At 62.8% G+C, this 23,429-nt stretch carries 23 protein-coding genes; 11 read left to right on the forward strand and 12 right to left on the reverse strand.

Annotation, left to right across the window (positions count from 1 at the left end):
- Positions 1–136 precede the first annotated feature (136 nt).
- The 4 genes from B3B04_RS12455 (at position 137) to B3B04_RS12470 (ending at position 1,576) form a co-directional block, all read left to right on the forward strand.
- Complete coding sequence (locus B3B04_RS12455; RefSeq protein ID WP_292043349.1) at positions 137–496, forward strand: hypothetical protein; 360 nt, start codon at positions 137–139, stop codon at positions 494–496.
- A gap of 111 nt (positions 497–607) precedes the next feature.
- Positions 608–808, forward strand: a complete 201-nt coding sequence (locus B3B04_RS12460; RefSeq protein WP_292043351.1) for a hypothetical protein — start codon at positions 608–610, stop codon at positions 806–808.
- A 145-nt stretch (positions 809–953) separates the two neighbouring features.
- Positions 954–1,274 (forward strand): 2Fe-2S iron-sulfur cluster-binding protein, encoded by a 321-nt coding sequence (locus B3B04_RS12465; protein WP_292043353.1) that lies wholly within the window; start codon positions 954–956, stop codon positions 1,272–1,274.
- Positions 1,275–1,357: 83 nt separating this feature from the next.
- Positions 1,358–1,576, forward strand: coding sequence for a hypothetical protein (locus tag B3B04_RS12470; RefSeq protein WP_292043355.1), 219 nt, complete (start codon positions 1,358–1,360; stop codon positions 1,574–1,576).
- Between the two features lie 5 nt (positions 1,577–1,581).
- Here the strand turns inward: B3B04_RS12470 and B3B04_RS12475 are convergent, their stop codons facing one another.
- Positions 1,582–2,793, reverse strand: coding sequence for an NAD(P)/FAD-dependent oxidoreductase (locus tag B3B04_RS12475; protein ID WP_292043356.1), 1,212 nt, complete (start codon positions 2,791–2,793; stop codon positions 1,582–1,584).
- Positions 2,794–2,967: 174 nt separating this feature from the next.
- Between B3B04_RS12475 and B3B04_RS12480 the strand changes: the two genes are divergently transcribed.
- Positions 2,968–3,594 carry a TetR/AcrR family transcriptional regulator gene (locus B3B04_RS12480; protein WP_292043358.1) on the forward strand — a complete coding sequence of 209 codons (627 nt, stop codon included), beginning with the start codon at positions 2,968–2,970 and terminating at the stop codon, positions 3,592–3,594.
- 166 nt (positions 3,595–3,760) lie between these two features.
- On the opposite strand, the gene feoB is transcribed toward B3B04_RS12480, so the two are convergent.
- Positions 3,761–5,632, reverse strand: a complete 1,872-nt coding sequence (feoB, locus tag B3B04_RS12485; RefSeq protein ID WP_292043359.1) for a ferrous iron transporter B — start codon at positions 5,630–5,632, stop codon at positions 3,761–3,763.
- A 4-nt stretch (positions 5,633–5,636) separates the two neighbouring features.
- Positions 5,637–5,903, reverse strand: a complete 267-nt coding sequence (locus B3B04_RS12490) for a FeoA family protein (RefSeq protein WP_292043360.1) — start codon at positions 5,901–5,903, stop codon at positions 5,637–5,639.
- Between the two features lie 192 nt (positions 5,904–6,095).
- Between B3B04_RS12490 and B3B04_RS12495 the strand changes: the two genes are divergently transcribed.
- Positions 6,096–6,605, forward strand: coding sequence for a c-type cytochrome (locus B3B04_RS12495; protein WP_292043361.1), 510 nt, complete (start codon positions 6,096–6,098; stop codon positions 6,603–6,605).
- A 143-nt stretch (positions 6,606–6,748) separates the two neighbouring features.
- On the opposite strand, the gene B3B04_RS12500 is transcribed toward B3B04_RS12495, so the two are convergent.
- The 4 genes from B3B04_RS12500 to B3B04_RS12515 all read right to left on the reverse strand — a co-directional run bounded on the left by B3B04_RS12500 (position 6,749) and on the right by B3B04_RS12515 (position 12,740).
- Positions 6,749–9,928 (reverse strand): efflux RND transporter permease subunit, encoded by a 3,180-nt coding sequence (locus B3B04_RS12500; protein ID WP_292043452.1) that lies wholly within the window; start codon positions 9,926–9,928, stop codon positions 6,749–6,751.
- Positions 9,929–9,930: 2 nt separating this feature from the next.
- Positions 9,931–11,091, reverse strand: coding sequence for an efflux RND transporter periplasmic adaptor subunit (locus tag B3B04_RS12505; protein WP_292043362.1), 1,161 nt, complete (start codon positions 11,089–11,091; stop codon positions 9,931–9,933).
- Between the two features lie 99 nt (positions 11,092–11,190).
- The gene (locus B3B04_RS12510; RefSeq protein WP_292043364.1) at positions 11,191–11,976 is read right to left on the reverse strand and encodes a hypothetical protein; all 786 of its coding nucleotides are present in this window, start codon (positions 11,974–11,976) and stop codon (positions 11,191–11,193) included.
- On the reverse strand, positions 11,976–12,740 hold the full coding sequence (locus B3B04_RS12515; RefSeq protein WP_292043365.1) for a class II aldolase/adducin family protein: 765 nt from the start codon (positions 12,738–12,740) through the stop codon (positions 11,976–11,978). Before B3B04_RS12515 ends, B3B04_RS12510 begins: the two co-directional genes overlap by 1 nt.
- A 193-nt stretch (positions 12,741–12,933) precedes the next feature.
- On the opposite strand from B3B04_RS12515, the gene B3B04_RS12520 reads away from it, so the two are divergent.
- The 3 genes from B3B04_RS12520 to B3B04_RS12530 all read left to right on the forward strand — a co-directional run bounded on the left by B3B04_RS12520 (position 12,934) and on the right by B3B04_RS12530 (position 15,389).
- Positions 12,934–13,992 carry a DUF2336 domain-containing protein gene (locus B3B04_RS12520; protein ID WP_292043366.1) on the forward strand — a complete coding sequence of 353 codons (1,059 nt, stop codon included), beginning with the start codon at positions 12,934–12,936 and terminating at the stop codon, positions 13,990–13,992.
- A gap of 63 nt (positions 13,993–14,055) precedes the next feature.
- Entirely contained in the window at positions 14,056–14,835 is a 780-nt protein-coding gene (locus tag B3B04_RS12525; RefSeq protein ID WP_292043369.1) for an NAD kinase, read from the forward strand.
- A 77-nt stretch (positions 14,836–14,912) separates the two neighbouring features.
- Positions 14,913–15,389 (forward strand): Hpt domain-containing protein, encoded by a 477-nt coding sequence (locus tag B3B04_RS12530; RefSeq protein ID WP_292043371.1) that lies wholly within the window; start codon positions 14,913–14,915, stop codon positions 15,387–15,389.
- 12 nt (positions 15,390–15,401) lie between these two features.
- Here the strand turns inward: B3B04_RS12530 and B3B04_RS12535 are convergent, their stop codons facing one another.
- Together B3B04_RS12535 and B3B04_RS12540 are read right to left on the reverse strand one after the other, a co-directional pair.
- A complete protein-coding gene (locus B3B04_RS12535) occupies positions 15,402–16,562 on the reverse strand; it encodes a DUF2336 domain-containing protein (RefSeq protein ID WP_292043373.1) in 1,161 nt (386 codons plus the stop codon).
- Positions 16,563–16,685: 123 nt separating this feature from the next.
- Positions 16,686–17,474 carry a transglycosylase SLT domain-containing protein gene (locus tag B3B04_RS12540; protein WP_292043375.1) on the reverse strand — a complete coding sequence of 263 codons (789 nt, stop codon included), beginning with the start codon at positions 17,472–17,474 and terminating at the stop codon, positions 16,686–16,688.
- A gap of 170 nt (positions 17,475–17,644) precedes the next feature.
- On the opposite strand from B3B04_RS12540, the gene B3B04_RS12545 reads away from it, so the two are divergent.
- Entirely contained in the window at positions 17,645–18,385 is a 741-nt protein-coding gene (locus B3B04_RS12545; RefSeq protein ID WP_292043376.1) for an energy transducer TonB, read from the forward strand.
- Here B3B04_RS12545 and B3B04_RS12550 read toward each other — a convergent pair.
- From B3B04_RS12550 to B3B04_RS12560, 3 genes are all read right to left on the reverse strand, one after another.
- Positions 18,382–19,416, reverse strand: a complete 1,035-nt coding sequence (locus B3B04_RS12550; protein ID WP_292043378.1) for an NAD(P)/FAD-dependent oxidoreductase — start codon at positions 19,414–19,416, stop codon at positions 18,382–18,384. The genes B3B04_RS12545 and B3B04_RS12550 overlap by 4 nt on opposite strands.
- A gap of 50 nt (positions 19,417–19,466) precedes the next feature.
- Positions 19,467–21,314 carry a phosphoenolpyruvate carboxykinase (GTP) gene (locus tag B3B04_RS12555; protein ID WP_292043380.1) on the reverse strand — a complete coding sequence of 616 codons (1,848 nt, stop codon included), beginning with the start codon at positions 21,312–21,314 and terminating at the stop codon, positions 19,467–19,469.
- 294 nt (positions 21,315–21,608) lie between these two features.
- Positions 21,609–22,781 (reverse strand): MFS transporter, encoded by a 1,173-nt coding sequence (locus B3B04_RS12560; RefSeq protein ID WP_292043382.1) that lies wholly within the window; start codon positions 22,779–22,781, stop codon positions 21,609–21,611.
- Between the two features lie 81 nt (positions 22,782–22,862).
- Between B3B04_RS12560 and B3B04_RS12565 the strand changes: the two genes are divergently transcribed.
- Positions 22,863–23,426, forward strand: a complete 564-nt coding sequence (locus tag B3B04_RS12565; RefSeq protein WP_292043383.1) for a TetR/AcrR family transcriptional regulator — start codon at positions 22,863–22,865, stop codon at positions 23,424–23,426.
- Positions 23,427–23,429 lie beyond the last annotated feature (3 nt).

A 23,429-nucleotide genomic window follows, 5' to 3' on the forward strand; every position in this document is an offset into this window, starting at 1 on the left:
TTGCCTCCCCTCTCGTTGATCTTGGTCTGCACTGCCTTCGGATCCCGTCGCAGACGGCATGAAGGCCTAAAGCTGGCTTTCGAACCTTTCGGAACACTGCTGAGCGCATCTGCATTGCCCTGCAAAGGAGAACGCAATGTCAGGAACCGGAAACGACCCGAAAGGCACGCACTGGCACATACCGGGCAAGGTTGATCATACTGCCCAGACGTCCAGCAACAGGCTTGTTGACGGCAACGGCAATCCTACGAAAATTGGCGCAAACACGCTCGTCAACGGCGATCCCGGCGACGCCCCCCGTGGTATCGGGCAAGACAATATCAGCGAGATACCCGTCGCTATTCCCGGCAAAGCCTATCCTGCACCTCGCCTGGACGACGACGCTACTCAGATCAGGAAAATCGAAGATGCTGCGGGGACAGAGCCCTCGCCGCCAGGAGAGGCCGAACCGGACACGGCCCGTGAATATGAGCACCCGCCGTTCAAGCAGCCCTAGGCACGGACTTCCCATCGGTGGCGAAGTGCCCGCTGTTGGTCACATCGCAGACATTCACAACCTTATGGCCCGGCGCGGATTTTTGTCTGGCAGCCACGAAGGGACATCTCAATGACCGATGCGACGAACAATACGCCTAATGCGGGTCAGTCCGAGGACCCGAAAAACAAAGACAGTCTGCAACAACAGGCGCGCGAGGAAACGTCCAAGGCCGAAGGCGAGCGACAACCTTCACCCTCCGACGATAATGCCGCGCCAGATGATTTAGGCCGGACCACGTCGGAAGCCCCGCCGATCGCCAATCCGGACTAAATGAAAACCCCGCCCTCACCGGCGGGGTTTTTAACAGGTGCCCGCGCCCGTCCCGAGTGTCATCGGGGATTCACTGACGCCGCCAAGGCGTTTATGAGTGCCACCCGAGGGGCGCAGACACCGTCAGCACGCAGCACAAATTTCCATGGCATTCATCACTTTCATCCAACCCGATGGCAGCGAACAACTCGTCGATGCCGACAGCGGAGCCAGCCTGATGGCCTATGCCACGCGCGACGGTGTGGCAGGCATTGAAGCCGAATGCGGTGGCGGCATGAGCTGCGCCACCTGCCATGTCCACATTCAGCCTGACTGGCAAAGCGTCACCGGACCGGCCTCTGATATGGAACGCGGCATGCTGGACTGGCGTGACAGCTATGACGCTGCCGCCAGCCGCCTCTCGTGTCAGATCATCGTCACTGACCAGATGGATGGTATGCGCGTTTCTGTACCGGCCTCTGAGTAGTAATACGCATCGACCGTTCCGCAGTATCATCCACACCTGAACACCTGTAACAATCACAGAATGTTGTTTTTTAAGGACTGGTTATGAAAACGCGTTCGATTGAAGATTTGTGCGCCATCGCCAGCGCGGGTGGCAGTCTGGTCCTTCACGCAGACGTCCGGCCTACAGATACCTTGGTGCGTATCGCCAGCCACCTTCAACACGGCGCAACCCTGACCCTGCACGGCATGATCCTGCGCCCCACCGAAGACCTCTGCGAAATCGCCAGCGCCGCCCCCGGCCGCGTGACCTTTCTGGCCTAAGGGCGCTAGCCCGCGATCACCGCGCTTTTGATGGGGGCGGCTTCGTCGGCGAGGATGGTGGCATTGACGGGCATGGCCTTGGCGATGGCCTGTTTGCCGAACATGAAGGACTGGGCGGCGTTGACGGCCTCGACGCAGGTGATCTGGTCGCCGTTCAGGTGGAAGACAGCAAAAATGCCGCTGTCGGGGTTGCCGCGCACCACCTGACTGTCGGCACCGAACGGCAGGCCTGCGATCTGTAACTTGCTGTCGTACTGGTCCGACCAGAACCACGGCACCTCGGCGGCCGGAGCCGGACGGCCCATAATGGCGCTGGCGACCTGTTTGGCCTGTTCCAGCGCATTGGGCACGCTTTCCAGACGATGCAGCACGCCCTCATAGTGCGGCAGCGGGCGGCGGGTCACATCACCCACGGCAAAGATGGCCGGATCGCTGCTGCGGGCCTCAAGATCGACAATAATGCCATCGGCGCAATCCAGTCCGATCTCTGCGCCCAGTTCATCATTGGCAATCGCACCGATGCCCACCAGCACGGCATCGGCAGACAGAACCTTGCCATCTGCAAACGTCACCGAGGTCGGCGATACGGCCACCACCTCTGCGCCGGTGCGGATATCCACGCCCTCGGCGGTGTGTCGGCGAGTGAAGAACTCCGACAGTGTTTGAGAGGCGACGCGTTGCAGAACGCGGTCCATCCGCTCGATGACCACCGCCTCGCCCCCCAATGCGCGGGCAGAGGCCGCTGCCTCCAGCCCCACATAGCCGCCACCGATAACTGCCAGCCGCTTGCCCTGCCCCAGCGCGCCCTTCAGTCGCTCGGCATCCACCGTGGTGCGCAGTTCCAGCAGGCCTGCATCGTCACCGCCCGCAATCGGCAGACGGCGCGCGCGCGATCCTGTGGCGATGACCAGATAATCATAGGCTTCGGTACGGCCGTCATCGAAGCTGACCGTCTTGGCCTCGCGGTCGATGGCCGTAGCCGTCACGCCCAGACGCAGATCAATCGCATTGTCCGCATAGAAGCTGTCAGCGCGCAGTTGCAGCGAGCTTTCGTCCGCCTCCCCCTTCAGCCACGCCTTGGACAGCGGCGGGCGCTGATAGGGCGGCACCTGCTCGGTGCCTGCCAGAATGATCTCGCCCTCAAAGCCGTATTGTTTCAGGAAGCCCGCGACCGATCCGCCCGCGTGACCAGCACCGATAATAACGACTTTCGACATGGAGAATCCTGACTGAAGCTGTGGCTTGTGTGTGGGGTCGAGGCGTCACAGGGTCAAGGGCCGGCGGCCAAAGACGCGATTGTCGCACCCTCGAGCACAGGGTTGTCGAAGGACCTTTAACAGTCTACGCCCAACCTTGGCCACGCGACTGGACGCGTCCTCTTTCAGACAGACATGCCTGACAACAAGAACAAGCTGGGACACACCATCGGCAATCGCGGGGCGCGTACACGCCGCGCCATTCTGGACGCCCTGCGCGGCCTGCTGAACTATCACCATCTGGGCGAAATCCGCCCCGCCGATGTGGCACAGGCCGCCGAGGTCAGCGCCCCCACCTTCTACACCTATTTCAAGACGGTCGAAGAAGCCGTGCTGGTGCTGTGCGAGGAGGCCGCCGAGGATTTTCAGGGGCTGGCCAAACACATCCACGCTGACTGGTCGGGCGAGCGGGCCTTTGAATGCGTGCGCACCTATGTGCGCGAAGTGCTGGCCCTGTGGGATGACCACGGCCCCGTGCTGCGTGTCGAACACATGCTGGCCGATAAGGGAGAGCCGGGCTTTGCGGAAACCCGCATCAAGCGTCTACGCCGGCTTCACCTCGCACTGGAACGCCGCATCGCCCAAGCCCGCGCCAATGGTCTGCATCCGGTCGGCCTGAACCCGCGCCTGACCTCCTATGAGACGGCTAATCTGGTGGAATCCGTGGCCGCCGGCTTCAAACTGATGCGCCGCGCCGATACGGCAGAAGCGATCATCGACACCACTACGCATATTGTTTTGAAACTAACGACAGGGCGCTGACGGGGGTTCTGGTAAGCTGCGATCGTCCGTCCTACGGGACGGAAACGCCTAACGCTCGCCGCGCGGCGGCTTGCCGCTTGGGGGCGTTTCCTTTTGAAAATGGCAAAATACAAAAAGCCCCCGCGGAGGTGTCCACGGGGGCTTTTCGTTGGGTCGGGCCCGCCTATCAGCCTGCGCCGAGGGCGACGGCGATGTGGTAGGTGACGAGGGCCGCCAGATAGGCCAGAGCGAACAGGTAGATCACGAAGATCGCCGTCCACTTCTTCGAGCCGGTCTCGCGCTGGACGACGCCGATGGTCGGCAGGCACTGCGGCGCGAAAATGTACCACGCGAGGAACGACAGGCCCGTCGCCAGCGACCAGTCGGCCGCCAGCACCGAGGCCAGAGCGCCGACGTTTTCTTCGGCACCCGCCACCGAATAGACGGTACCCAGAACGGCCACGGCCACTTCACGCGCGGCCATGCCCGGGATCAGGGCCACGACCATCTGCCACGTAAAGCCGATGGGGGCGAAGATCGGGTGCAGCGCCTTGCCCAGCATGCCGGCGAACGAATAGTCGATGGCCGGTCCGGTCGCGCCTTCCGGCGGATAGGGGAAGGTGGACAGGGCCCAGACGATGATCATCAGCGGCAGGATGATTTTACCGGCGCGGCTCAGGAAGATCTTGGCGCGCAGCCACAGGTTCATCAGCACCGATTTGATGTCGGGCATTTTGAATGCGGGCAGTTCCATCATGAAGGGCTCGACCATGCCGCGCCAGAAGACGCGGCGGATCACCAGCGACACCAGAAGCGCGCTGACAATGCCCGACGCGTAAAGGCCGAACATCACCAGCCCCTGTAGGCTGGCCCAGCCCCACACCGTCTCGTTCGGAATGAAGGCGGCAATGATCAGCGTATAGACCGGAATCCGCGCCGAGCAGGTCATCAGCGGGGCGATCAAAATGGTGGTCAAACGGTCGCGTTTGGCATTGATCACACGCGTGGCCATGATGCCCGGAATGGCGCAGGCAAAGCTGGACAACAGAGGGATGAAGGCACGGCCATGTAGCCCTGCCCCGCCCATGATCTTGTCCATCAGGAAGGCCGCGCGAGCCATATAGCCAAAGTCTTCCAGCACGATGATGAACAGGAAGATCAGCAGGATTTGCGGCAGGAAGACCAGAACGCTACCCACACCGCCAATCAGGCCATCGACCAACAGACTGCGCAGCAGGTCGTTGGAGACCACCGCTCCCAGCCATTCGCCCAGCAGGCCAAAGCCCGCCTCGATCCCGTCCATCGCAGGCGTCGCCCAGGTAAACACAGCCTGGAACATCACGAACAGAATGCCCAGCAGGATGGCCAGACCGGCCACCGGATGCAGCAGCACGCTGTCTAGTTTTCCGGTGATGGTATCCGGACGCTTGGGCGGCTTCACATAGGCCTTCATAATCCGCTCGGCCTCGCGGTGGGCGGCGCGGATTTCGGCGGCGGACGGGGCGTGCCATTCACTTTGGGTGGCATCGGCGGCCTTGAGCGCTTGCGCCTCGATGGCCGCGATCAGTTCCGGTAAGCCGCGCTTGCGGGTGGCCACCGTTGTGACGACCGGCGCGCCCAGTTCGCGCGACAGACCTTCCACGTCGATTTCCAGACCTTGGCGCTGGGCGATGTCGAACATGTTCAAGGCCATCACCATCGGGCGACCGACCTGTTTCAGCTCCAGCGCCAGACGCAGCACCAGACGCAGGTTGGTGGCATCGGCCACACACACCATCACGTCCTGTGCGGGCGTGTCCTTGCGGACGCCCAGCACGATGTCGCGGGTGACTTCCTCGTCCAGAGAGCGGGCGCGCAGCGAATAGGTGCCCGGCAGGTCGGTGACCGTCATCGTCCGGCCGTCGGTGCCCTGCACACGGCCTTCCTTGCGCTCGACGGTCACGCCCGCATAGTTGGCAACCTTCTGGTGCGAACCGGTCAGGGCGTTGAACAGCGCGGTCTTGCCGCTGTTCGGATTGCCGACGAGGGCAAACCGCACAGCCTTGTTATCTTGGGTCATGTAATCAGGCAGCCCCGAGTTCGATGGTCAGGCTGGCGGCCTCATGGCGGCGCAGGGCCACGCGCATGTCATCCACCTTCACGGCGATCGGATCACGTCCGAACAGCCCCTCGTGCAACAACTCGACCTTGGCCCCCTCGACCAAACCCAGCTCCAGAAGGCGACGCTCCAGTTCGACTTCGTGCTCTTGGTGGTGGCAATGCGCGCCGACCTGCACGATGACGCCACGGTCCCCCCGCCGCGCCTCACTCAGCCTGATTGTTTTTGACATTGTTCTCTGATCTGGCCCGAAAAGGCCCCGTGCTATTTCTGACACTGATTATCAGATGCGATAGCAGCCCGTCCAGTAATCACCGGTTTCATCATTCGTGGATAAGCTTGGCTTTGATGCAGACTGTGGTCATTTGGTCCGGTTGGGATGGCGACATCTTTAGCCTATGACACGCCGCAGACGGAGACCTGCATGTTTCAAACCTATTCACGCGTTGCGGCCATGGCAGTCACAGGCACAGCCTTGATGCTGGCGGCCTGCGGTTCGGGCGCATCAGACGGCGAGGCAGCCAACAAAACGCCCCCGCCGCCGCAACTGTCGGACGAGCAGAAGATCGCCCTGCTGGCTACCCTGCCCGCGCCCTATAACGAGGCCGATCTGGAAAACGGGCGCCGCGTCTTCGCACGCTGCCGCTCGTGCCACACCATCACGCCCAACGGCCCGAACATGACCGGACCGAACCTGTACAATGTGTTCGGTAGCGAAGTCGGTACCAAGGAAAAGTATCGCTATTCCAAGGCCCTGCTGGAGGCCGACTTTAAATGGGATGCGCAAAGGCTGGATGAATGGCTGCTACGCCCGCGCGACTATCTGCCCGGCAATAAGATGAGCTTTGTCGGCATCGCCGCCGAACAGGACCGCCGCGACGTCATCGCCTTCCTGAAGGTCGAAACCGGCTACGAAGCCAAACCAGCCGAGTGAACCTCGGGTTTAACCCCCTCAAGCAGCGAACCGCCGCGCGGTGAGCGATAGGGGGCTAAACCCTCCGCCTCATGTCGAAGGCATGAGGCCACTTAAGACCAACTAACTAAAAAAGGCCGCTCCATCCGGAGCGGCCTTTCTTGTTAGTGGGCACTCATATCGGGCTCTTTGCCCGACGCCTTTTCTTCGGCTTCCCACTTTTCGATCAGGCGGGCCGTGTATTCCGGCGACCGCGTGAAGCGGGCCAGAACGCCATAGATCACCGGCACGATGAACAAGGTCAGCAGGGTGGCAAACAACGCCCCGCAGAAGATCACCACACCGATGGTCTGGCGGCTGCCTGCACCGGCCCCCTGCCACAGCATCAGCGGCAGAGCGCCAAAGGCCGAGGCCAGCGAGGTCATGATGATCGGGCGCAGGCGCAGGGCCGACGACTCGATAATAGCCTCGCGAATAGAGCGGCCTTGGTCGCGCAGCTGGTTGGCGAACTCGACGATCAGAATGCCGTTCTTGGCCGCCACACCCACCAGAATGATCAGACCGATCTGGCTGTAGATGTTCAGGCTGGAGCCCGCCATCACCAGACCGAACAGACCACCTGCTGCGGCCAGCGGCACGGTCAGCATGATAACTGCCGGCGTGATCCAGCTTTCGAACTGCGCCGCCAGCACCAGGAACACCAGCGCCAGAGCCAGAATGAAGGCCCACATCACCGCGCCACCGGCCTCGGCCTGATCGCGGGCGGTACCACCCCAGCGCACATTGACCACGCCGTCGGGCTGTTTGGCAGCTTCATTCAGCAGGAACTCAACGCCATCGCCCACCGTCATCCCCGGCGTCAGGTCTGCCGAGAGGGTGATGGCGCGCTGGCGGTCCAGACGACGACGGTCAGGCGTGTCGCCCGAAGTCTTGGTCGTGACAACCGCCGACAGCGGAACCAGTTGGCCGGAACCTGTCGAAACATAGAGACCTTCGAGGTCCGCCACATTGCGACGGTTATCGCGGCTGGTTTGCAGGATCACATCATATTCCTGCCCACCCTTGATATAGGTGGTGGCACGACGCGAGCCGAACATGGTTTCCAGCGTACGGCCGACCTGCTGGGACGAAACGCCCAGAGCGGCCGCCTTTTGCGGGTCCACGTCCACCAGCAGACGCGGAGCGTTCGGCTCATAATTCAGGCGCGGACGGCTGAAGCCCGGATTGGCATGGGCTGCCGCTAGAACCGGCTGAAGCCAGTTGTAGATCTGGGCGTAGTCAGGGCCGGTCACGATCATCTCGACCGAGTTACCGCCACCACCGCCACCGCCGCGCTGGAAGGCACCGGGCGTCGAGGCATTGACCTGAGCGCCCGTCTGCGTGCGCAGGCGACCGTTCAGTTCCTGGGCGATCTCGGCCGCAGAGCGGTCACGGTCTCCCCAATCCGCCAGATTAAGGATGATGTTGCCCGAGTTGAACGAACCACCGCCAAAGCCAGGCGACGTCAGCAGATAGTTATCAACCTCCCCGTCCTTGCGGTATTCTTCAAAGATCGGCTCCATGCCCAGCATGATTTCGCGGATGTAGTCGAAGCCTGCACCTTCGGGACCGGCCACGCGAACCATGACGCGGCCACGGTCTTCATCTGGCACCAGTTCGCTCGGCAACGACAGCGCCATGCCCACAGCCCCTGCCCCGACCAGCACCACCGCGCCGATCACGCCGCCCACCGCAATGCGACGGCCCATCAGCATGGTCAGAGAGTTGACGTAGGAGTTCTTCAGCTTGTCCATCGCATAGTCGACCTTGCGCCCCAACCAGCCGGTCGAGGTGGTCGGACGCAGGATCTTGGATGCCATCATCGGCGACAGGCTGAGTGCCAGGAAGGCCGAGAAGAAGACAGCGGCGGCAATCGCGGCAGCCAGTTCCACGAACAGGCGGCCCACATAACCCGGCAGGAACATCAGCGGCGCGAACACCGACAATAGGACAATGGTGGTCGCCACAACGGCGAAGAACACCTGACGGGCCCCCCGCTCGGCAGCCACCAGCGGCGGCTCGCCCTGATCCAGACGGCGCTGGATGTTCTCGACCACCACAATGGCGTCATCCACCACCAGACCGATCGCCAGCACGAGAGCCAGCAAGGTCAGAAGGTTCAGCGAGAAGCCCAGCGGGGCCAGAACGATAAAGGTCGCTAGCAGACAGATCGGGGCCACGACCGACGGCACAATGGCCGCGCGCAAACTGCCCAGAAAGATGAAGTTGACGATGGCCACCAGCGCCATGGAGATGCCGATGGTGATCCACACTTCGTCGATGGCGTGCGAGGTAAAGACCGAGTTGTCGTTACCCACTTCCAGCGTCGTGCCCGGCGGCAGGGAGTCCTTGACCTCTTCCATCAGCTTGCGGGCGCCCGCGCTGATTTCAAGGTCGTTCGACTGGGCCTGACGGGTGATGGCCAGACCGATCTGGTCGATGCTGTTGCCGCGGAACAGGCGACGGTGTTCGACCGCAGCCTCTTCGATGCGGGCAATGTCGCCCAGACGCGTCACATAGGTGGCCTGACCGGTCAGGTTGGTACCGACCGTCGAGGCCGAGCCGCGCGTACCGATGGGCAGGTTGGCAAAGTCTTCCGGCGTCGCATAGTTGCGCGCCACACGGACCGTATAGTCTTTCTGCGCCGCTTCCAGCGAACCGGCAGGCAGTTCGATATTCTGGGCTTGCAGCGAGCTTTCCACGTCCTGAACGGTCAGGCCGCGCGCCGCCAGCGCCTGCGGATCCAGCCAGATACGCATGGCATAGGTCTGGTCACCGAAGATGTTGACCTGCGCCACGCCCGGCACAGTGGCGAAACGGTCCACCAGATAGCGGTCGGCATAGTCCGTCAGCTCCAGACGGTTCATCGTCGTGGAGCGCAGGAACATGATCATGATCGGCGAGGAGTCCGAGTCCGCCTTGGACACGGTCGGCGGATCGGCCTGATCCGGCAGACGGCCCATGACACGGGACACGCGGTCGCGCACGTCGTTGGCAGCGTCATCGATGTTGCGGTCCAGCGAGAACTCGATGTTCACATTGGAGCGGCCATCGCGGCTGGACGAGGTGATGCGCTGAACGCCCTGAATGCCCGCGATCTGTTGCTCGATCGGCTCGGTGATCCGGCTCTCGATCACCTCGGCCGAGGCACCGGCATAGCTGGTGCTGACCGAAACGACGGGCGGGTCCACGTCCGGCAGTTCACGGACCGGCAGCATGAAAAACGCTGCCAGACCGATGACGCACAATACAATGGCCGCGACCGCCGCAAATACGGGGCGGCGGACCGATACGTCAGACAGCATCATTAGCGGTTAGCCTTGGTAGCAGCACCTTGGGCGGGCGTGCCTTTGGCGGGTGCGCCGCGACCTTGCGGGGCCCCCTCGCCCTCGACACGGATCGGAGCGCCCGGCTGGATGCGGTTCAGACCCGATGCCACGATGCGGTCATTGGCCGACAGGCCCGAGACGATCTCGACAAAACCGCCTTCGACCGTACCGGTCTCGACTTCGACGCGCTGGGCAATCGTCCCCTCTTCGGTTCCCGCGATGCGATATACGAACGCGCCGGCACCTTCATATTGAACCGCCGCTTCCGGCACGGTCATGGCCTGACGTTGGCCCTGCTGGACGGCCACGCGCATCATCATGCCCGGACGAATACGGCCACCCGGGTTCGGGAACTCGGCGCGGGCGGTAATGGCACGCGTCTGCTCGTTCACTCGTACATCCATCAGAGCGATACGGCCCTCGAAACGTTCGCCGGGGAAAGCATCGGCGGTGGCCACCAGCGGCGTGCCTGCACGCAGGGTCGCCAGGAACCGCTCCGGCACCGAGAAGTCCACGCGGACCGTCGACAGATCATCCAGAGTGGTAATCACGGTCCCGGGGCTGATCAACGTACCCGGCGTGACGGTCGTCAGACCCAGAACGCCCGAGAACGGCGCGCGCAGCACGCGGTCACCCCGGCGCGATTCCGCAGCACGAAGCGCAGCGCGGGCATTTTGCAGCGAGGTTTCGGCATTTTCGGCCATGACGCGCGGCGCAACGCCACGATCAGCCAGCAGCTTATAGCGATCATATTCGCGCTGGGCCTGCGTCAGCTGGGCCTGCGCCTGAATGATGGCAGCGTCTTCCTCGCCTGCTTGCAGCTCGACCAGCGGCTGGCCTGCGCGCACGGTTTGACCGTCGCTGAAGAAGATACGCGTCACCAGTTCGGACGTCGAAGAGGTAATGTTCACCGAACGTGCGCTGCGAGCCACCCCCAGCACGCGCAGCTGGTCGCTGAACGGACGCGAAGCCACCGTTGTGGCTTCCACCAGCTGGCCGCCCCCGCGACCACCGGGGCCGCCCGGCCCGCCTGGACCTTCCGGCCCATCACCCGACAGCACGATCTTCAGCAAGACGGCAAGCACCATCAGAGCCACGACCGCAACAGCGACGATTATGAAGAAATGGCGTTTGAACACGCTACCGACTCTCCCCGACTAGACCGTATCCGATTAGCGGATAGGCCCACCGACGCAAATGAAAGTCATTTAACGCGGGTCTGTCGGGTATTCCGTCGCTTAAAAACGTCTCCACAAAGCCACAACGAGTCCGTCGCCCTCGACAATCCGGCGGCCTTGGGTAGTTGTGCGCCACCCGGCCTGCGCGCTCCACGGCCCCATATGGCGGATGACGCCAGCTTCCAACTTGGTCCATTCAGGACCAACGCTGCCCCCCGCATCGTCCACCTTGCCCACATAGGCCTGTCCCAGCAGGGTCCAACGCGGGTTGATGTCCATACCGACAGCCATTTCCAACCGCGTCTCGCTGGCCAAGCCATCGCGCCAACGCCGCGCGATCTGGGTTTCGACATAGGTGTGGAAGCGTCGATCAAAGCCATGCCCCGCCAAAAGGCGCAGCTCGCCTTCGTGGTCTCCCTGTCCCGGCTCGGCCCACGACGCATTGCGGCCTTCCCCGTCATGGCCATAGGTAGCCTGTAGCGCCACGGCGGATCGCCCGCGTTTCAAAACCTGAATACGCGCTCCGGCCTCCAGAACACCGCGCCCCTGAAAATCGTGGTACTGATCCTGACTGTCCTGCCAGTCGGCTTTCAGCATCAGGGTCACGCGGTCGTTCAGACCGTATTCGGCCCAGACCGACAGAATGTCTTCCTCGTGCCGCCGCTCCAGCCGCTCGCTGACGCCGGACGCGTTGAAGCCACGGTCCGCCGTCACCGGCTCATATTTGAAGATGACCAGCCCATCGCCCTTGGGCAGATTCCAGGCCCCCGCGCAGGCGACGGTCGGCAGTGCCGCCAATCCCCCCGCGATGATGATCAAGCCCTGCAGCGCCCCCCAGCTCCGCATCAGGCATCATATCCCGGCAATCGTCGATCCAGTTGGCGCAGCGCGCCGGGCCAGGCCAGAGCGGCGATCATGCCCACGCCCTGCCCCTGCTGTCTGGTCTCGGCCTGCGCCGCATCGGGCGCGTGCAGCACATTCTCCACGCCTGCGGACAGGGCGGCGATCTGCTGGGCACAGGCGCGTTCAAGGAAGAACATCCTGACCCACGCCGCCGCCGCCGTCTCGCCCACGGTCAGTGTGCCGTGGTTGCGCAGCAGCATCATATTCTTGTCGCCCATGTCGGCGATCAGCCGCTCACGCTCGTCATGGTTCAGCGCCAAACCTTCATAGCCGTGGTAGGCCACATCATTCTGAAGCAGGCAGGCGTTCTGGCTAAGCGGCAAGAGGCCGTGCTTCTGGCCCGCCACGCCCACACCCGCCACCGTATGCAGGTGGATGACGAAATGCGCATCCTCGCGCGCGCTATGCACCGCCGAATGGATGGTAAAACCGGCCGGATTGATGAAGCTGTCGGTTTGCTGGACGATATTTCCATCGAGATCGATCTTCACCAGACTGGAAGCCGTGATCTCTTCGAAATATTGGCCATATGGATTGATCAGGAAGTGGGTCTCCGGCCCGGGCACGCGGGCCGAGATATGGGTGAAGATCATATCGTCCCAGCCATGCATGGCCACCAGCCGGTAAAGCGCAGCCAGATCGACACGGGTTTGCCATTCCTGCTCCGAGACCTGCCCCTTGATGGAGACTGCCGATCCGTCGGCCATGGTTTTCGCTCCCATTGTTTGCGCCGAACGAACGGCACATTTGTTTGGTGAACAGTGTTCCGTCGTCAATCTCTCGTCAACCCTGACGCTTCGGGCGTTAACGGCGCTTTCACAGCGCACGGCCTAGCTTGGACATCACTGGATTTCCGGAGCCGAATGCTTGTCTGTCAGAATGACTGAAGCGGTAAACCCTATGATCGACCCGGCGGCCCTCGCCGAATTGAAGGCGGTCATTGCCGACGCCCGCCTGCGCCCTGTCGCCGAACAGACGCGGCTGGTTATGGGGGTGGCTGACCTGTACGCCGGCAAATCGTCAAACGACGAGACCCTGCCCGCCTTTGCCGACTTCTTTACCCGTCTGGTCATGGTGGCGGCATTCGAGGTCCGTCAGGGCCTGTCGCGCCGTCTGGGCTCCGCCGACTGGCTGCCACGCGAGCTGGTCCGCGCCTTGGCCCGAGATGACATCGAAATCGCCCGACCGGTCATTTCCGCAAGCCCGCTGCTACAGGACGAGGACCTGATCGAACTGCTGGCCAAGGCCTCGACCGACCACCGTCTGCAAGTGGCCCTTCGCCCCGGACTGGGTCAGGCCGTGGCCGAAGTTATTCTGCAAGGACAAGAGCCCCTGCTTCTGACAGCCTTGGCCACAAACATTCACGCCCAGCTGCCGGCCGACGGCATGAGCCGGTTGGTCGCGGCGTCGGAGAAAATATCAAGCCTGCGGGTGCCACTGGCGCGCCATCCCCGTCTGGATGCTTCCTTGGCTATGCGTCTTTATCAGTGGGTTGGCGACGTTATCCGCGACCAGTTGTGCGCCCGCTATCCCACCCATGCCGATCGTCTGAAACAGGCTGTCGGCGATACGGTTGATGAACTGCACGAAAGCCATATCGCCAAGCGTATGGAGGCCGCAGGCCACCTGACGCCCCTGTATCTGATGCGTCTGCTGCGCGAGAAGCAACGCGGGCTGTTCATCCGGTGCTTGTCGCTAATGGCGGGCATTCAGGTGAACGAGATCGAGCACCTGCTGGCCAAGCCCTCGGCCCGCCCTTTCTATCTGGTCTGCCTTGCCGCAGGGGTAGAGCGCGAGGTCTTCCCGACCCTGCTGCAGGCCCTGCGCAACATTGACCCGAACGTGCCGCCGGATCTGTTGATGTCTGAGCTGCGGCTGGGCGATCGGGCCCGCTATCAGGCCAAGCTGGAACTGCGGGCCTATATCGACAGCCTCGCCGCCGTAGCCAGACCCAACTGATCAACCCGCATCATATGACGAAGTCGTTTGACAGGGGCGGCAAGCTCGGCTTGCCTAGCGGTCGTGACTCAGCCCGATAGCCATCCCAGACTCCACTTTGTCGCCAGCGACCGCCCCGAGGCGCTGGACGCCCGCGAGCGCCTTATTGACCGTTATGGCCAGCATAGACTGACCGAGGCAGACGTGATTGTGGCTCTGGGCGGTGACGGCTTCATGCTGGAAACGCTTCACGCCAATATGCAGGTCCGCAAACCGGTCTTTGGCATGAACCGTGGCTCGGTCGGATTTTTGATGAACGATCATGAGGAATACCACCTCATCGAGCGCATCACCGAGGCCGATGCCACTGTGCTGCACCCTCTCCAGATGGATGCGTGGGTGGATACCGGACAGGTTCACAGCGGCCTGGCCATCAATGAGGTGTCTCTGCTGCGTCAAACCCGCCAGACGGCCAAGCTGCGCGTGACCATCAATGACAAGGTGCGTCTGCCAGAGCTGACGTGTGACGGTTGTCTGGTTTCCACGCCAGCAGGATCCACCGCCTATAATCTGTCGGCGCATGGCCCGATCATTCCGCTGGATGCGCCCAGTCTGGCCCTGACGCCGATCAGCGCCTTCCGTCCCCGCCGCTGGCGCGGGGCCCTGCTGTCGCATACGGCCAAGGTCCGCTTTGACGTGTTGGAGGCTGAAAAGCGCCCCGTCAGCGCCACCGCCGACAACTTTGAAGTGCGCCGCGTGAACCGCGTGGACGTGTGCGAGCGCCGCGATATCAGCCTGACCCTGTTGTTCGATGCCGGCCGCACCTATGAAGAGCGGGTCATGGCCGAACAATTTGCCAGCTAATCTACGTTTTTTTAAGCAACACTGGCGTAGGTATTGGTTTACCCTGAGCTTTACAGGGTTGCAGTGGGGACCGCGTCATGACCGAAACGCCTGAAATCATTCGTCGACCGAATGTTCTTCGCGCCAAGGTCGGCAACGGCTTCTCCGGCATCGACGCCGCTGCTGTCGCGCGGGCCGAAGAGGCACTGAAGGCCCTCTCAAGCCAGTTCGATCAATGGCTTAAGGACGAGATTACCAAGCTGGAAGCCGCGCAGGCGCTGATCCGCACCGAGGGCTTTAACGAAGCCACAGCCGAGGCCCTGTACTTCCGCGCGCACGATCTCAAGGGTCTGGGCACCACCTATGAATATCCGATTGTGACGCGACTGGCGGGCAGCCTGTGCCGCCTGCTGGACTCGGCCGAGCGTCGCCAATCCTCGCCGTGGCCGCTGGTCGATGCCCACATCGAGGCCATTCGTGCTGTGGTGCGTGACAAGATCCAGAGCGACGACCACCCCGTGGGCGGTCAGCTGTGCACCGAACTGGAATCCAAGGTCGCCCAGATTCAGGGCTAGGCCCGTAGGCGGTCAGGCGACGATGCGACTACCCGCTTGCGGTTGGCGGTCATAGTTGCCCGTAGGCGCGACCATATCCAGACGATCCATCAGATAGTTCAGGTCATCGCGACCGATGACGTGCATCTGGGTCATGAACCGCTCCAGCATACGCTGGCGGAAAACTTCGGGGTCTGGTGCAGCCCCCTCGCCTTGCAGGGTGCGCCACGTATCGACGCCCGCACGGAAGGCCGAGAACAGGCGCGGCGGCAGGCCCGCGCGATCATAGATGGCCCGCAGCCCCAACGGCCCTGCATCATGCACCATCAGCCAGACGCGGTGATGCGGCACCTGCGCCAGTAGCGACAGGGCGTGCTCGAACATGGCCATCTGCCCGCGCGCCACAGCCCGCAGCAGCAGAGACGCCGTCAGCGCCCTGCGCAAATGTAGCCGCGCCACAAACTGGGGCAGGTCATCGGCGGACATGGCCTCATCGATGAGGTCAATCGTCGCCCGTTCACGGGCAAACTCCGACAGGCGCACCGCCGTCTCTGCGGGTACGGCATGACGATGAACCAAATGGTCGCGCACCGCCTCGCTGGCCACTTCCAACAGGCGCTCGACAATGGCGGGCGGCAGGACCTGACGCAGGGCCATGGCGGCCACCATGTCGGGGTCCTCGCTGAACCGGTCCATGGCCACGCCCATGGCGCGCTCGGAAAAGTCGGCATTGTCGTTGGCGGCCAGCGTGCGCACGGCCTCGACGCCCGCCTCGGCGGCGATCACCTCTGACACATCGCGAGAGACGGTGGCGCGAGAGGCTACTGCCATCTGTCGCGCCACCGAGCCCGCCCGAACAATCTCTATGAGGTCCTCATCGCCAAAGACAGGCGAGTTGCGGATGACCGGAATGGCAATGGAATCGATATCAGCCGCCAGTCGGCGCGCGACCTCGATCGGCACCAGATTGGACGACCGCAGCGTGACCGCCAGTGCGCGCCGCACCAGTTCAGCCGCGTCCTGCGACAGGATTCTGATGATCTTTCTGGCCGCTTCGCGCTCAAGAGGATCCAACTCGACGCGCTCCATGCTGCGACACAGCTTGTGCACCTCGATGGCGCGCTCTTCCTCGCTGTCTGAACGCAGAAGGCGTTCGAGATCGTTATCGCTCAGGTGCAGGCAGCTCGAGGTCATTGTCGTCTCGGCGAGCAGCGTTCAAGATAGCTTAACCGTATGCAGCAGCTCGTTAAGAAGCCGTTACATTATGATACGAACCTGATTCTTGAGTTTTCGTTTCAAAATGAGACGAACGATCGATCAGCTCTGTTCAGCAGAGGCGGAAAACGCGCCTTTGAAATGGGACGGCTCGCTGCCTTCCTGTCCCAGCAACAGCGTCAGAAGCGTCTGATCCTGCTTCAGGCGATCCAGTCGCGCCACCAGTGCCTGATCCTTTTCGCCAAGCGTCGGTGCCTCGGGCTTGCCATTGGTGACAGGCCCCGCGCTGCCGCCTGCGGTGCTTTGCAGATTGGCATAGACCTCGGCCACGGTCGCCGGACGCCCGCCCTTATAAAAGATCGACCGGTTGGCCGAAGCGGCCTCCGGGAAAAGCGACGCCGCGCTGCTGCCGGGGCGGGTGCGCATGGTCTCTATCAACTTGGCAGCCCCCGCCGGTCCCAGAAAGTGGGCGGCATAAAGGTCCCCTGCCCCCGGCTCAATGCCCGTGCGTCCGCGCAGATAGGCGGCGTTGGATGCCGTCAGCTCTGCCGCCATGGTCGAGGCCGCCTGCGGATCGAAGCGAAGGTCCAGCACGACATTGCGGGCCGAGCCGCGCACCTGCCAGCGGCCATCACTGCCCTGATAGATCAGATCGGCATACTGGCCATAGCCGTGCTTGTGGCCGTTCTGTTTGACCGTCGCCAACCACGTTTGTTCGATAAATTGGAACAGGCCAGATGCAGAGGATGTACGGGCGCGGGCGTCGGGGTTCAACGCACTTTCGCGACGCGCGGTCTTCATCAGGAAATCGAAATCGACCCCTGTTGACGATGAGGCGCGCCGGATGGCCGCCTCAACGCGAGATGAAGATGGAATCGCTCCGACGCTCATAGGTTGACGGTCGCTAACCAAGGTTAACAGAACCCTAACACACAACCTTGGCCATTAACGAATCGGTATCAAACCGCACTCTTCGGGACAGTTGTCCACAAAACGCCGCAATGTGAGCCTGATCATAGCCTTGTGGGTCTGGGGGGGACCTGCGAACGGAGGCGCAGATCATGATGATGACACGTGCCGCAGGCGGAGCGAATCTGTCCGCCATTCTGGATCACCGCGGCGGAGCGACCAGCTCGCGTCGACTGTGGACCGCCGTACTCGTAACCGCCTTGGCCGCCCATGCGGGCGTGGGTGTCTGGCTATATCACAGCCGCTTTGACCTGCCCGCGGCCCTCACTCCGCCCGTGACCGAGGTCCAGCCTACTGTTGTGTATCTGGATCGTCCGAAGCCCGAACCTGTCGAGCGCAAACCTGCGCCGACCGCTGCAGCTCCGGCCATCCACCGCCCGACGGCACCGATACCCGCCACCGTCGAGACCTTAAATGTGCCGGTGTCCACGGTGACGGATTCGACCGCCGCCACCATCACCCTGGCCACGCCGGTTCTGACTGAAAGCCATGGGACGGTCACAGCACCGACCGTGCCCGCCGCACCGCCTGCCCCGCCGGTGATCAACAATCCCGACTGGGTCCAGCGTCCGTCCGCCGACCAGCTGATGCGCGCCTATCCCAATGCGGCGCTGGATCGCAATGTTTCGGGTCAGGCCGTGATCAGTTGTCAGGTGCTGACCTCTGGCCGTCTCAGCGGCTGTGCCGTCACGTCAGAGACAGGCCGGTACGGCTTTGGCCGCGCGGCCCTGAACCTGTCGCGCCACTTCGTCATGAGTCCGCGCACCGTTGACGGTCAGGCCGTGGACGGAGCCCGCGTGGACGTCACTATCCGCTTCAATCTGGCGGACTAGAACCGCCGAGGATCGAGGGCTGGTTCCGGCAAGGGCTGGCCCTCGACAGCCGCCAAGATCTGCGCGCCCACCAAAGGTGCCAACAGCCAGCCATTGCGGCGCGGGGCCAATGCCAGATGCAAGCCCTCCTCGACCGGACCCGCCAGCGGCAACCCGTCACCGGAAGCTGCGCGAATGCCTGCCCGCCACCTCATCGGGATCATGCGCGGCGGCTGCCCCAGAATACGGAAGGCCGCGTCCAGCATGGACTGGCACATCGCCGGATCAGGCGTCAGATCCCGCACCCCGTTCTCCATCGTCGCCCCGATCACCGATCCTCCGGCATAGGGGCCGGCATTTACAGGCGCGATATAGGCCCCCGGCCCGCGCACCACATGGTCAGACAGTCGCTCATGCGTAATGCCGATCAGACCGCGAATGGGGATCAGCGCGCTGACCGCCGCCACTGCCCGCTCGGGCGTACCGTCGATCGAGGCCGCCGCCCCTGTAGCGACCACCAGTTCATCGGCCCTTAGCGTCTGACTGTCGGTCACCACCGACCAGCCGTCGCCGTCACGCGCAACGGACTGCACCTTTTCATGCAGACGGGTGATGCCCTGCGCCATCACGGCCAGCGCCGCGACGGGGTCCAGCTTGGCATCCTCGTTGGTGACCAGCGTCTGGCTGGGGGCGTCGAAGTGATGTTCGAACCCGCGCGCAGTCATCCGCTCGGACAGTTTCTGCGCGCCCTCCCCGCGCCATTCGGCGGGCATCAGTTGCAGGTCCACACCCGCCTCGGCGGCGAATGACGTCCACAGCGCGCGGCTGCGTTTCAACAGTTCGGCCAACTGCGGCGACAGATCGTCAATCGCCGTCTCCATGGCCGGCGCGATCATGCCCGCCGCCACCGAGGCCGCAGGCGTGTCGTCCGGTGCCACCACCGTCACCGAATGTCCGGCCAGGCGCAGGCAAGCCGCCGTGGCCAGTCCGAAACTGCCTGCGCCGATGATGACGATGTCTTTGCGGGTCATGGTCGAATTGAAATGGGGCACGGGCTGTCCTTCGACCTCCCGCGCCCCGATTTCAAGACAGGATTTAAGTCTTATTCCGCCGCGATGCGGGCCGCGCGGGCCTCTGCCAAACGCTTGGTCAGCGCTGCATGCTGGTCCCACAGGGCCTTGGGCAGACGGTCACCGAACTTTTCATAGAAGGACGGGATCAGGCTGGCTTCCTCGGTCCAGACGTCGGCATCAACGTCCAGCAGGGTCGACAGCTGGGCTTCGCTCAACTCCAGACCCGACAGGTCCAGACCATCGCGCGCCGGAATACGGCCCACGGCGGTGTCGACCGCAGCGCCCTTGCCTTCCAGACGCTCGACGATCCACTTCAGCACGCGGGCATTGTCACCAAAGCCCGGCCACACGAACTTGCCGTTCTCGTCCTTGCGGAACCAGTTGACGAAGAAGAAACGCGGCAGCTTCGATGCGTCGGGAGCCGAAGCCCCGACCTTCAGCCAATGTGCGAAATAGTCGCCCATGTTGTAGCCGCAGAAGGGCAGCATGGCGAACGGGTCGCGGCGCAGCTCGCCGACCTTGTTTTCGGCGGCAGCAGTCCCTTCCGAAGCAACAGTCGAGCCGAGGAACACACCGTGTTCCCAGTCGAACGCTTCGGTCACCAGCGGCACAGCCGAGGCACGACGACCGCCGAACAGGATGGCGTCGATCGGCACGCCGGCCGGATCTTCCCACTCAGGGGCGATCGACGGGCACTGGCCTGCCCAAACGGCAAAGCGGGCGTTCGGGTGAGCGGCAGGCTCGCCCGAGGCCGGATCGTGCGGCTGGCCCTTCCAGTTGGTCATGCCTTCCGGCACGTCCTTGGTCAGACCTTCCCACCACACATCGTTGTCGGCAGTCAGGGCGACGTTGGTGAAGATGGTGTCCTTCACCAGCGTTTCGAGCGCGTTTTTGTTGGTATTGCGGCTGGTGCCCGGTGCCACGCCGAAGAAGCCCGCTTCGGGGTTCACGGCATAGAGGCGGCCATCGTCGCCGAAACGCATCCAGGCGATGTCGTCACCGACCGTCTCGGCCTTCCAGCCGTCGAGTGCCGGTTGCAACATGGCGAGGTTGGTTTTGCCGCAGGCCGACGGGAAGGCGGCGGCGACATATTTCACCACACCTTCCGGCGAGGTCAGCTTGAGAATGAGCATGTGCTCGGCCAGCCATCCCTCGTCGCGGGCCATGACCGAGGCGATACGCAGGGCGTAGCACTTCTTGCCCAGCAGGGCGTTGCCGCCGTAGCCCGAGCCGTACGACCAGATTTCGCGCGTTTCCGGATAGTGGACGATCCACTTGTCCTCGTTGCACGGCCAAGCCACATCCGCCTGACCTTCGGCCAGCGGCGCGCCCAGCGTGTGAACCGCCGGAACGAAGAAGCCGTTTTCACCGATCTGTTCCAGAGCGGCCTTGCCCATGCGGGTCATGACGCCCATCGACAGGGCCACATAGCCGCTGTCGGTGATCTCAACGCCCAGCGCCGAAATGTGCGAGCCCAGCGGGCCCATGCAGAACGGCACCACATACATGGTGCGGCCCTTCATGCAGCCTGCGAACAGGCCTTCCATGCGGTCGCGCATTTCCACCGGATCAGCCCAGTTATTGGTCGGACCGGCATCAATTTCATTTTCAGAGCAGATGAAGGTGCGGCTTTCCACGCGCGCCACATCCTTGGGATCGGAAGCGGCATAGTAGCAGCCGGGACGCTTGCTTTGGTCCAGAGCCTTCAGCGTGCCCTTTTCGATCAGGTCAGCAATGATCTGCTGCTTCTCGGCTTCAGAACCATCGCACCACTGCACACGATCCGGCTGCGTCAGCGAAGCGATCTGCTCCACCCAGGCGACAAGGCCCTGATGCTGCGTCGGGGCCGGATGAAGGCCGGGGATCGGTTGGCTCACGTCTGCTCTCCTGAATCCATTTGCGCCCCCTACACGGGCGCCCGCGTGTATGATCACGCTTGGTTTCAGGCGAAATGACGCTTGGTGCACGTCGCGTCAACCTCGATAACGACATTCCGCACTGCACCATTTTTCTAAACGATCAGAATAGTTTGTTTTTCTCGTTTAGCGGCAAAGACTAAGGCCGTTTCACGTACGCGCGAGCCGCGGGTGCATGATCCCCAACGAAGTGCACAGGTTAGAACATATCTCGGCAGCGCTCTCGATTCGGTATTTCAAGCACTTAGAGTGCCGTCATCGAGAGTTCTGACGCGCTGCACCTGCAATGATCAGCACCACCCCCGTCAGACCCAGTACAACCAGCATGGCATGGCGCAGCCCCCACGCCTCGCCCGCCAGTCCAAGCAACGGGGGACCAGCCAGAAAGGCGCAATAGCCCATGATGGCCACCAGCTTCACGCGTTGCTCGCCCTGCTCTCCTTCGGCAGCGGCAGAGATGGCCAACGGGAAGCTCATGGAGACACCTAGACCCCAAAGGACGGCACCCACTACGGCCATCCACGGCGCGGTTCCCATGATGACGGCGACCATGCCCAGTCCCGAGATCACGGCCCCGCCGCGAATGATCGCGACGCGCCCATAGCGCTTCAAGATCCCGCCGCCACCCAAACGCCCCGCCGTCACCGCGGCTGCAAAGGCCATATAGGTCAAGGAGCCCGTGGACTTCGAGGTGCCGTACTCGTCCACCGCCAGAATGGGCAGCCAGTCCGTGGCCGAACCTTCGGCCAGAGCCACCGCCAGAACGATCAGGCCGATCAACAGCAACGGGCCGTTGACGATGCCCAGCACGGAGCCGTTCGACTGGGTCGGCTCCCCTTCATTTCGCACGCGCAGGCCGGTTGATGGCGGCAACTGCCGGACGAAATAGAGCGCGGCAGCCGCGGCCACCAAAAACACAACACTCAGGTGAACCGACAGCGACACCGCAAAATGCGTCAGCACAAATCCGAGCACCGCGCCGATCAGGGCCCCGAGGCTAAAACATCCATGAAGGGTGTGCAGCACATGGGTTCCGGTGGCCCGTTCCAGTGCGGCACCTTCCAGATTGATAGCGATCTCGCACAGCCCCACGCCTGCTCCGAACAGAAACAGTCCCAGAACCGTCAACGGTATCAATCCCGATCCCGTCCCGCCTGCGATAAAGAGCAAAGATCCGATCAGAGATGCCATGCCGATCGTGGTCACCTTGCGAGCCCCGATACGGCTGATCAGCGGACCAGACGCCAGCACACCTGTCATGGCACCCGTAGACATGCCGAAAAGCACCATGCCCATCTCGGCCACGTTGACGTCCAGCATCTCGCGGATCGCAGGCGTACGCGTGATCCATGACGCCAGAGCCACCCCGGGCAAGAAGTAGAGAACGAGCAGGGCGATTTTCAATCGACGGGCATCTGCCGGAAACATCGGCCACTCCACAACGCTATGTGTACAAACGTACGCAAACAATGTACATTTGTACACATTGGTTGCGGAAGGATTTCATTTTTGTCCGACACTGAAGGCCGAACTCGTCGGCATGACCCCGAACGCCGCGAGCGCATCATGCGTGCGACGCTGGACGTGATCGCCGAACAGGGCACGCAGGGCGTCACCCACCGCCGCGTCGCCGCGCGCGCCGATGTGCCGCTTGGCTCGATGACCTATCATTTCGAAGGGATGGACGACCTGCTGCAACACAGCTTCAGTCTTTATGCCCAGCAGGTGGGCGACCATTTTGACGCCATCATCGCGCCGGCCAATTCCCCGGAGCAAGCCTGCGAGGCGTTAACCGACTATATCTTCTCGCCATTCTGGGAACAGCCACGGCACATCACCTTGATGATGGAGCTGTACAGCTATGTGTCCTGCAATCCGGACATGCGCGAGCAAGTCAAACGCTGGCTGGAAGGTGGTCGCCACTGGCTGATGCGCCACTTTGACGAAGCCACGGCCGTAGGGCTGGACGCCTTTGTCGAGGGCCTACTGATTCACCGCGTGGTTGCCCCCGCCTATATGCCGCGCGAGCGTGTTCGAATCCTGATACGCCGACTGGGGCATTGCACAGATTAAACG

The sequence above is a fragment of the Brevundimonas sp. UBA5713 genome (assembly GCF_002419815.1).
Classification (GTDB): domain Bacteria; phylum Pseudomonadota; class Alphaproteobacteria; order Caulobacterales; family Caulobacteraceae; genus Brevundimonas.

Excerpts from the sequence above, each read along its gene's own strand:
- B3B04_RS12530 (WP_292043371.1), top strand. The coding sequence starts at position 14,913 with ATGACCGAAACGCCTGAAATCATTCGTCGACCGAATGTTCTTCGCGCC.
- B3B04_RS12475 (WP_292043356.1), bottom strand. The coding sequence starts at position 2,793 with ATGTCGAAAGTCGTTATTATCGGTGCTGGTCACGCGGGCGGATCGGTC.
- B3B04_RS12515 (WP_292043365.1), bottom strand. The coding sequence starts at position 12,740 with ATGGCCGACGGATCGGCAGTCTCCATCAAGGGGCAGGTCTCGGAGCAG.
- B3B04_RS12520 (WP_292043366.1), top strand. The coding sequence starts at position 12,934 with ATGATCGACCCGGCGGCCCTCGCCGAATTGAAGGCGGTCATTGCCGAC.
- B3B04_RS12560 (WP_292043382.1), bottom strand. The coding sequence starts at position 22,781 with ATGTTTCCGGCAGATGCCCGTCGATTGAAAATCGCCCTGCTCGTTCTC.
- B3B04_RS12490 (WP_292043360.1), bottom strand. The coding sequence starts at position 5,903 with ATGTCAAAAACAATCAGGCTGAGTGAGGCGCGGCGGGGGGACCGTGGC.
- B3B04_RS12460 (WP_292043351.1), top strand. The coding sequence starts at position 608 with ATGACCGATGCGACGAACAATACGCCTAATGCGGGTCAGTCCGAGGAC.
- B3B04_RS12500 (WP_292043452.1), bottom strand. The coding sequence starts at position 9,928 with ATGCTGTCTGACGTATCGGTCCGCCGCCCCGTATTTGCGGCGGTCGCG.
- B3B04_RS12510 (WP_292043364.1), bottom strand. The coding sequence starts at position 11,976 with ATGCGGAGCTGGGGGGCGCTGCAGGGCTTGATCATCATCGCGGGGGGA.
- B3B04_RS12470 (WP_292043355.1), top strand. The coding sequence starts at position 1,358 with ATGAAAACGCGTTCGATTGAAGATTTGTGCGCCATCGCCAGCGCGGGT.
- B3B04_RS12480 (WP_292043358.1), top strand. The coding sequence starts at position 2,968 with ATGCCTGACAACAAGAACAAGCTGGGACACACCATCGGCAATCGCGGG.
- B3B04_RS12540 (WP_292043375.1), bottom strand. The coding sequence starts at position 17,474 with ATGAGCGTCGGAGCGATTCCATCTTCATCTCGCGTTGAGGCGGCCATC.
- B3B04_RS12535 (WP_292043373.1), bottom strand. The coding sequence starts at position 16,562 with ATGACCTCGAGCTGCCTGCACCTGAGCGATAACGATCTCGAACGCCTT.
- B3B04_RS12545 (WP_292043376.1), top strand. The coding sequence starts at position 17,645 with ATGATGATGACACGTGCCGCAGGCGGAGCGAATCTGTCCGCCATTCTG.
- B3B04_RS12455 (WP_292043349.1), top strand. The coding sequence starts at position 137 with ATGTCAGGAACCGGAAACGACCCGAAAGGCACGCACTGGCACATACCG.
- B3B04_RS12465 (WP_292043353.1), top strand. The coding sequence starts at position 954 with ATGGCATTCATCACTTTCATCCAACCCGATGGCAGCGAACAACTCGTC.
- B3B04_RS12495 (WP_292043361.1), top strand. The coding sequence starts at position 6,096 with ATGTTTCAAACCTATTCACGCGTTGCGGCCATGGCAGTCACAGGCACA.
- feoB (WP_292043359.1), bottom strand. The coding sequence starts at position 5,632 with ATGACCCAAGATAACAAGGCTGTGCGGTTTGCCCTCGTCGGCAATCCG.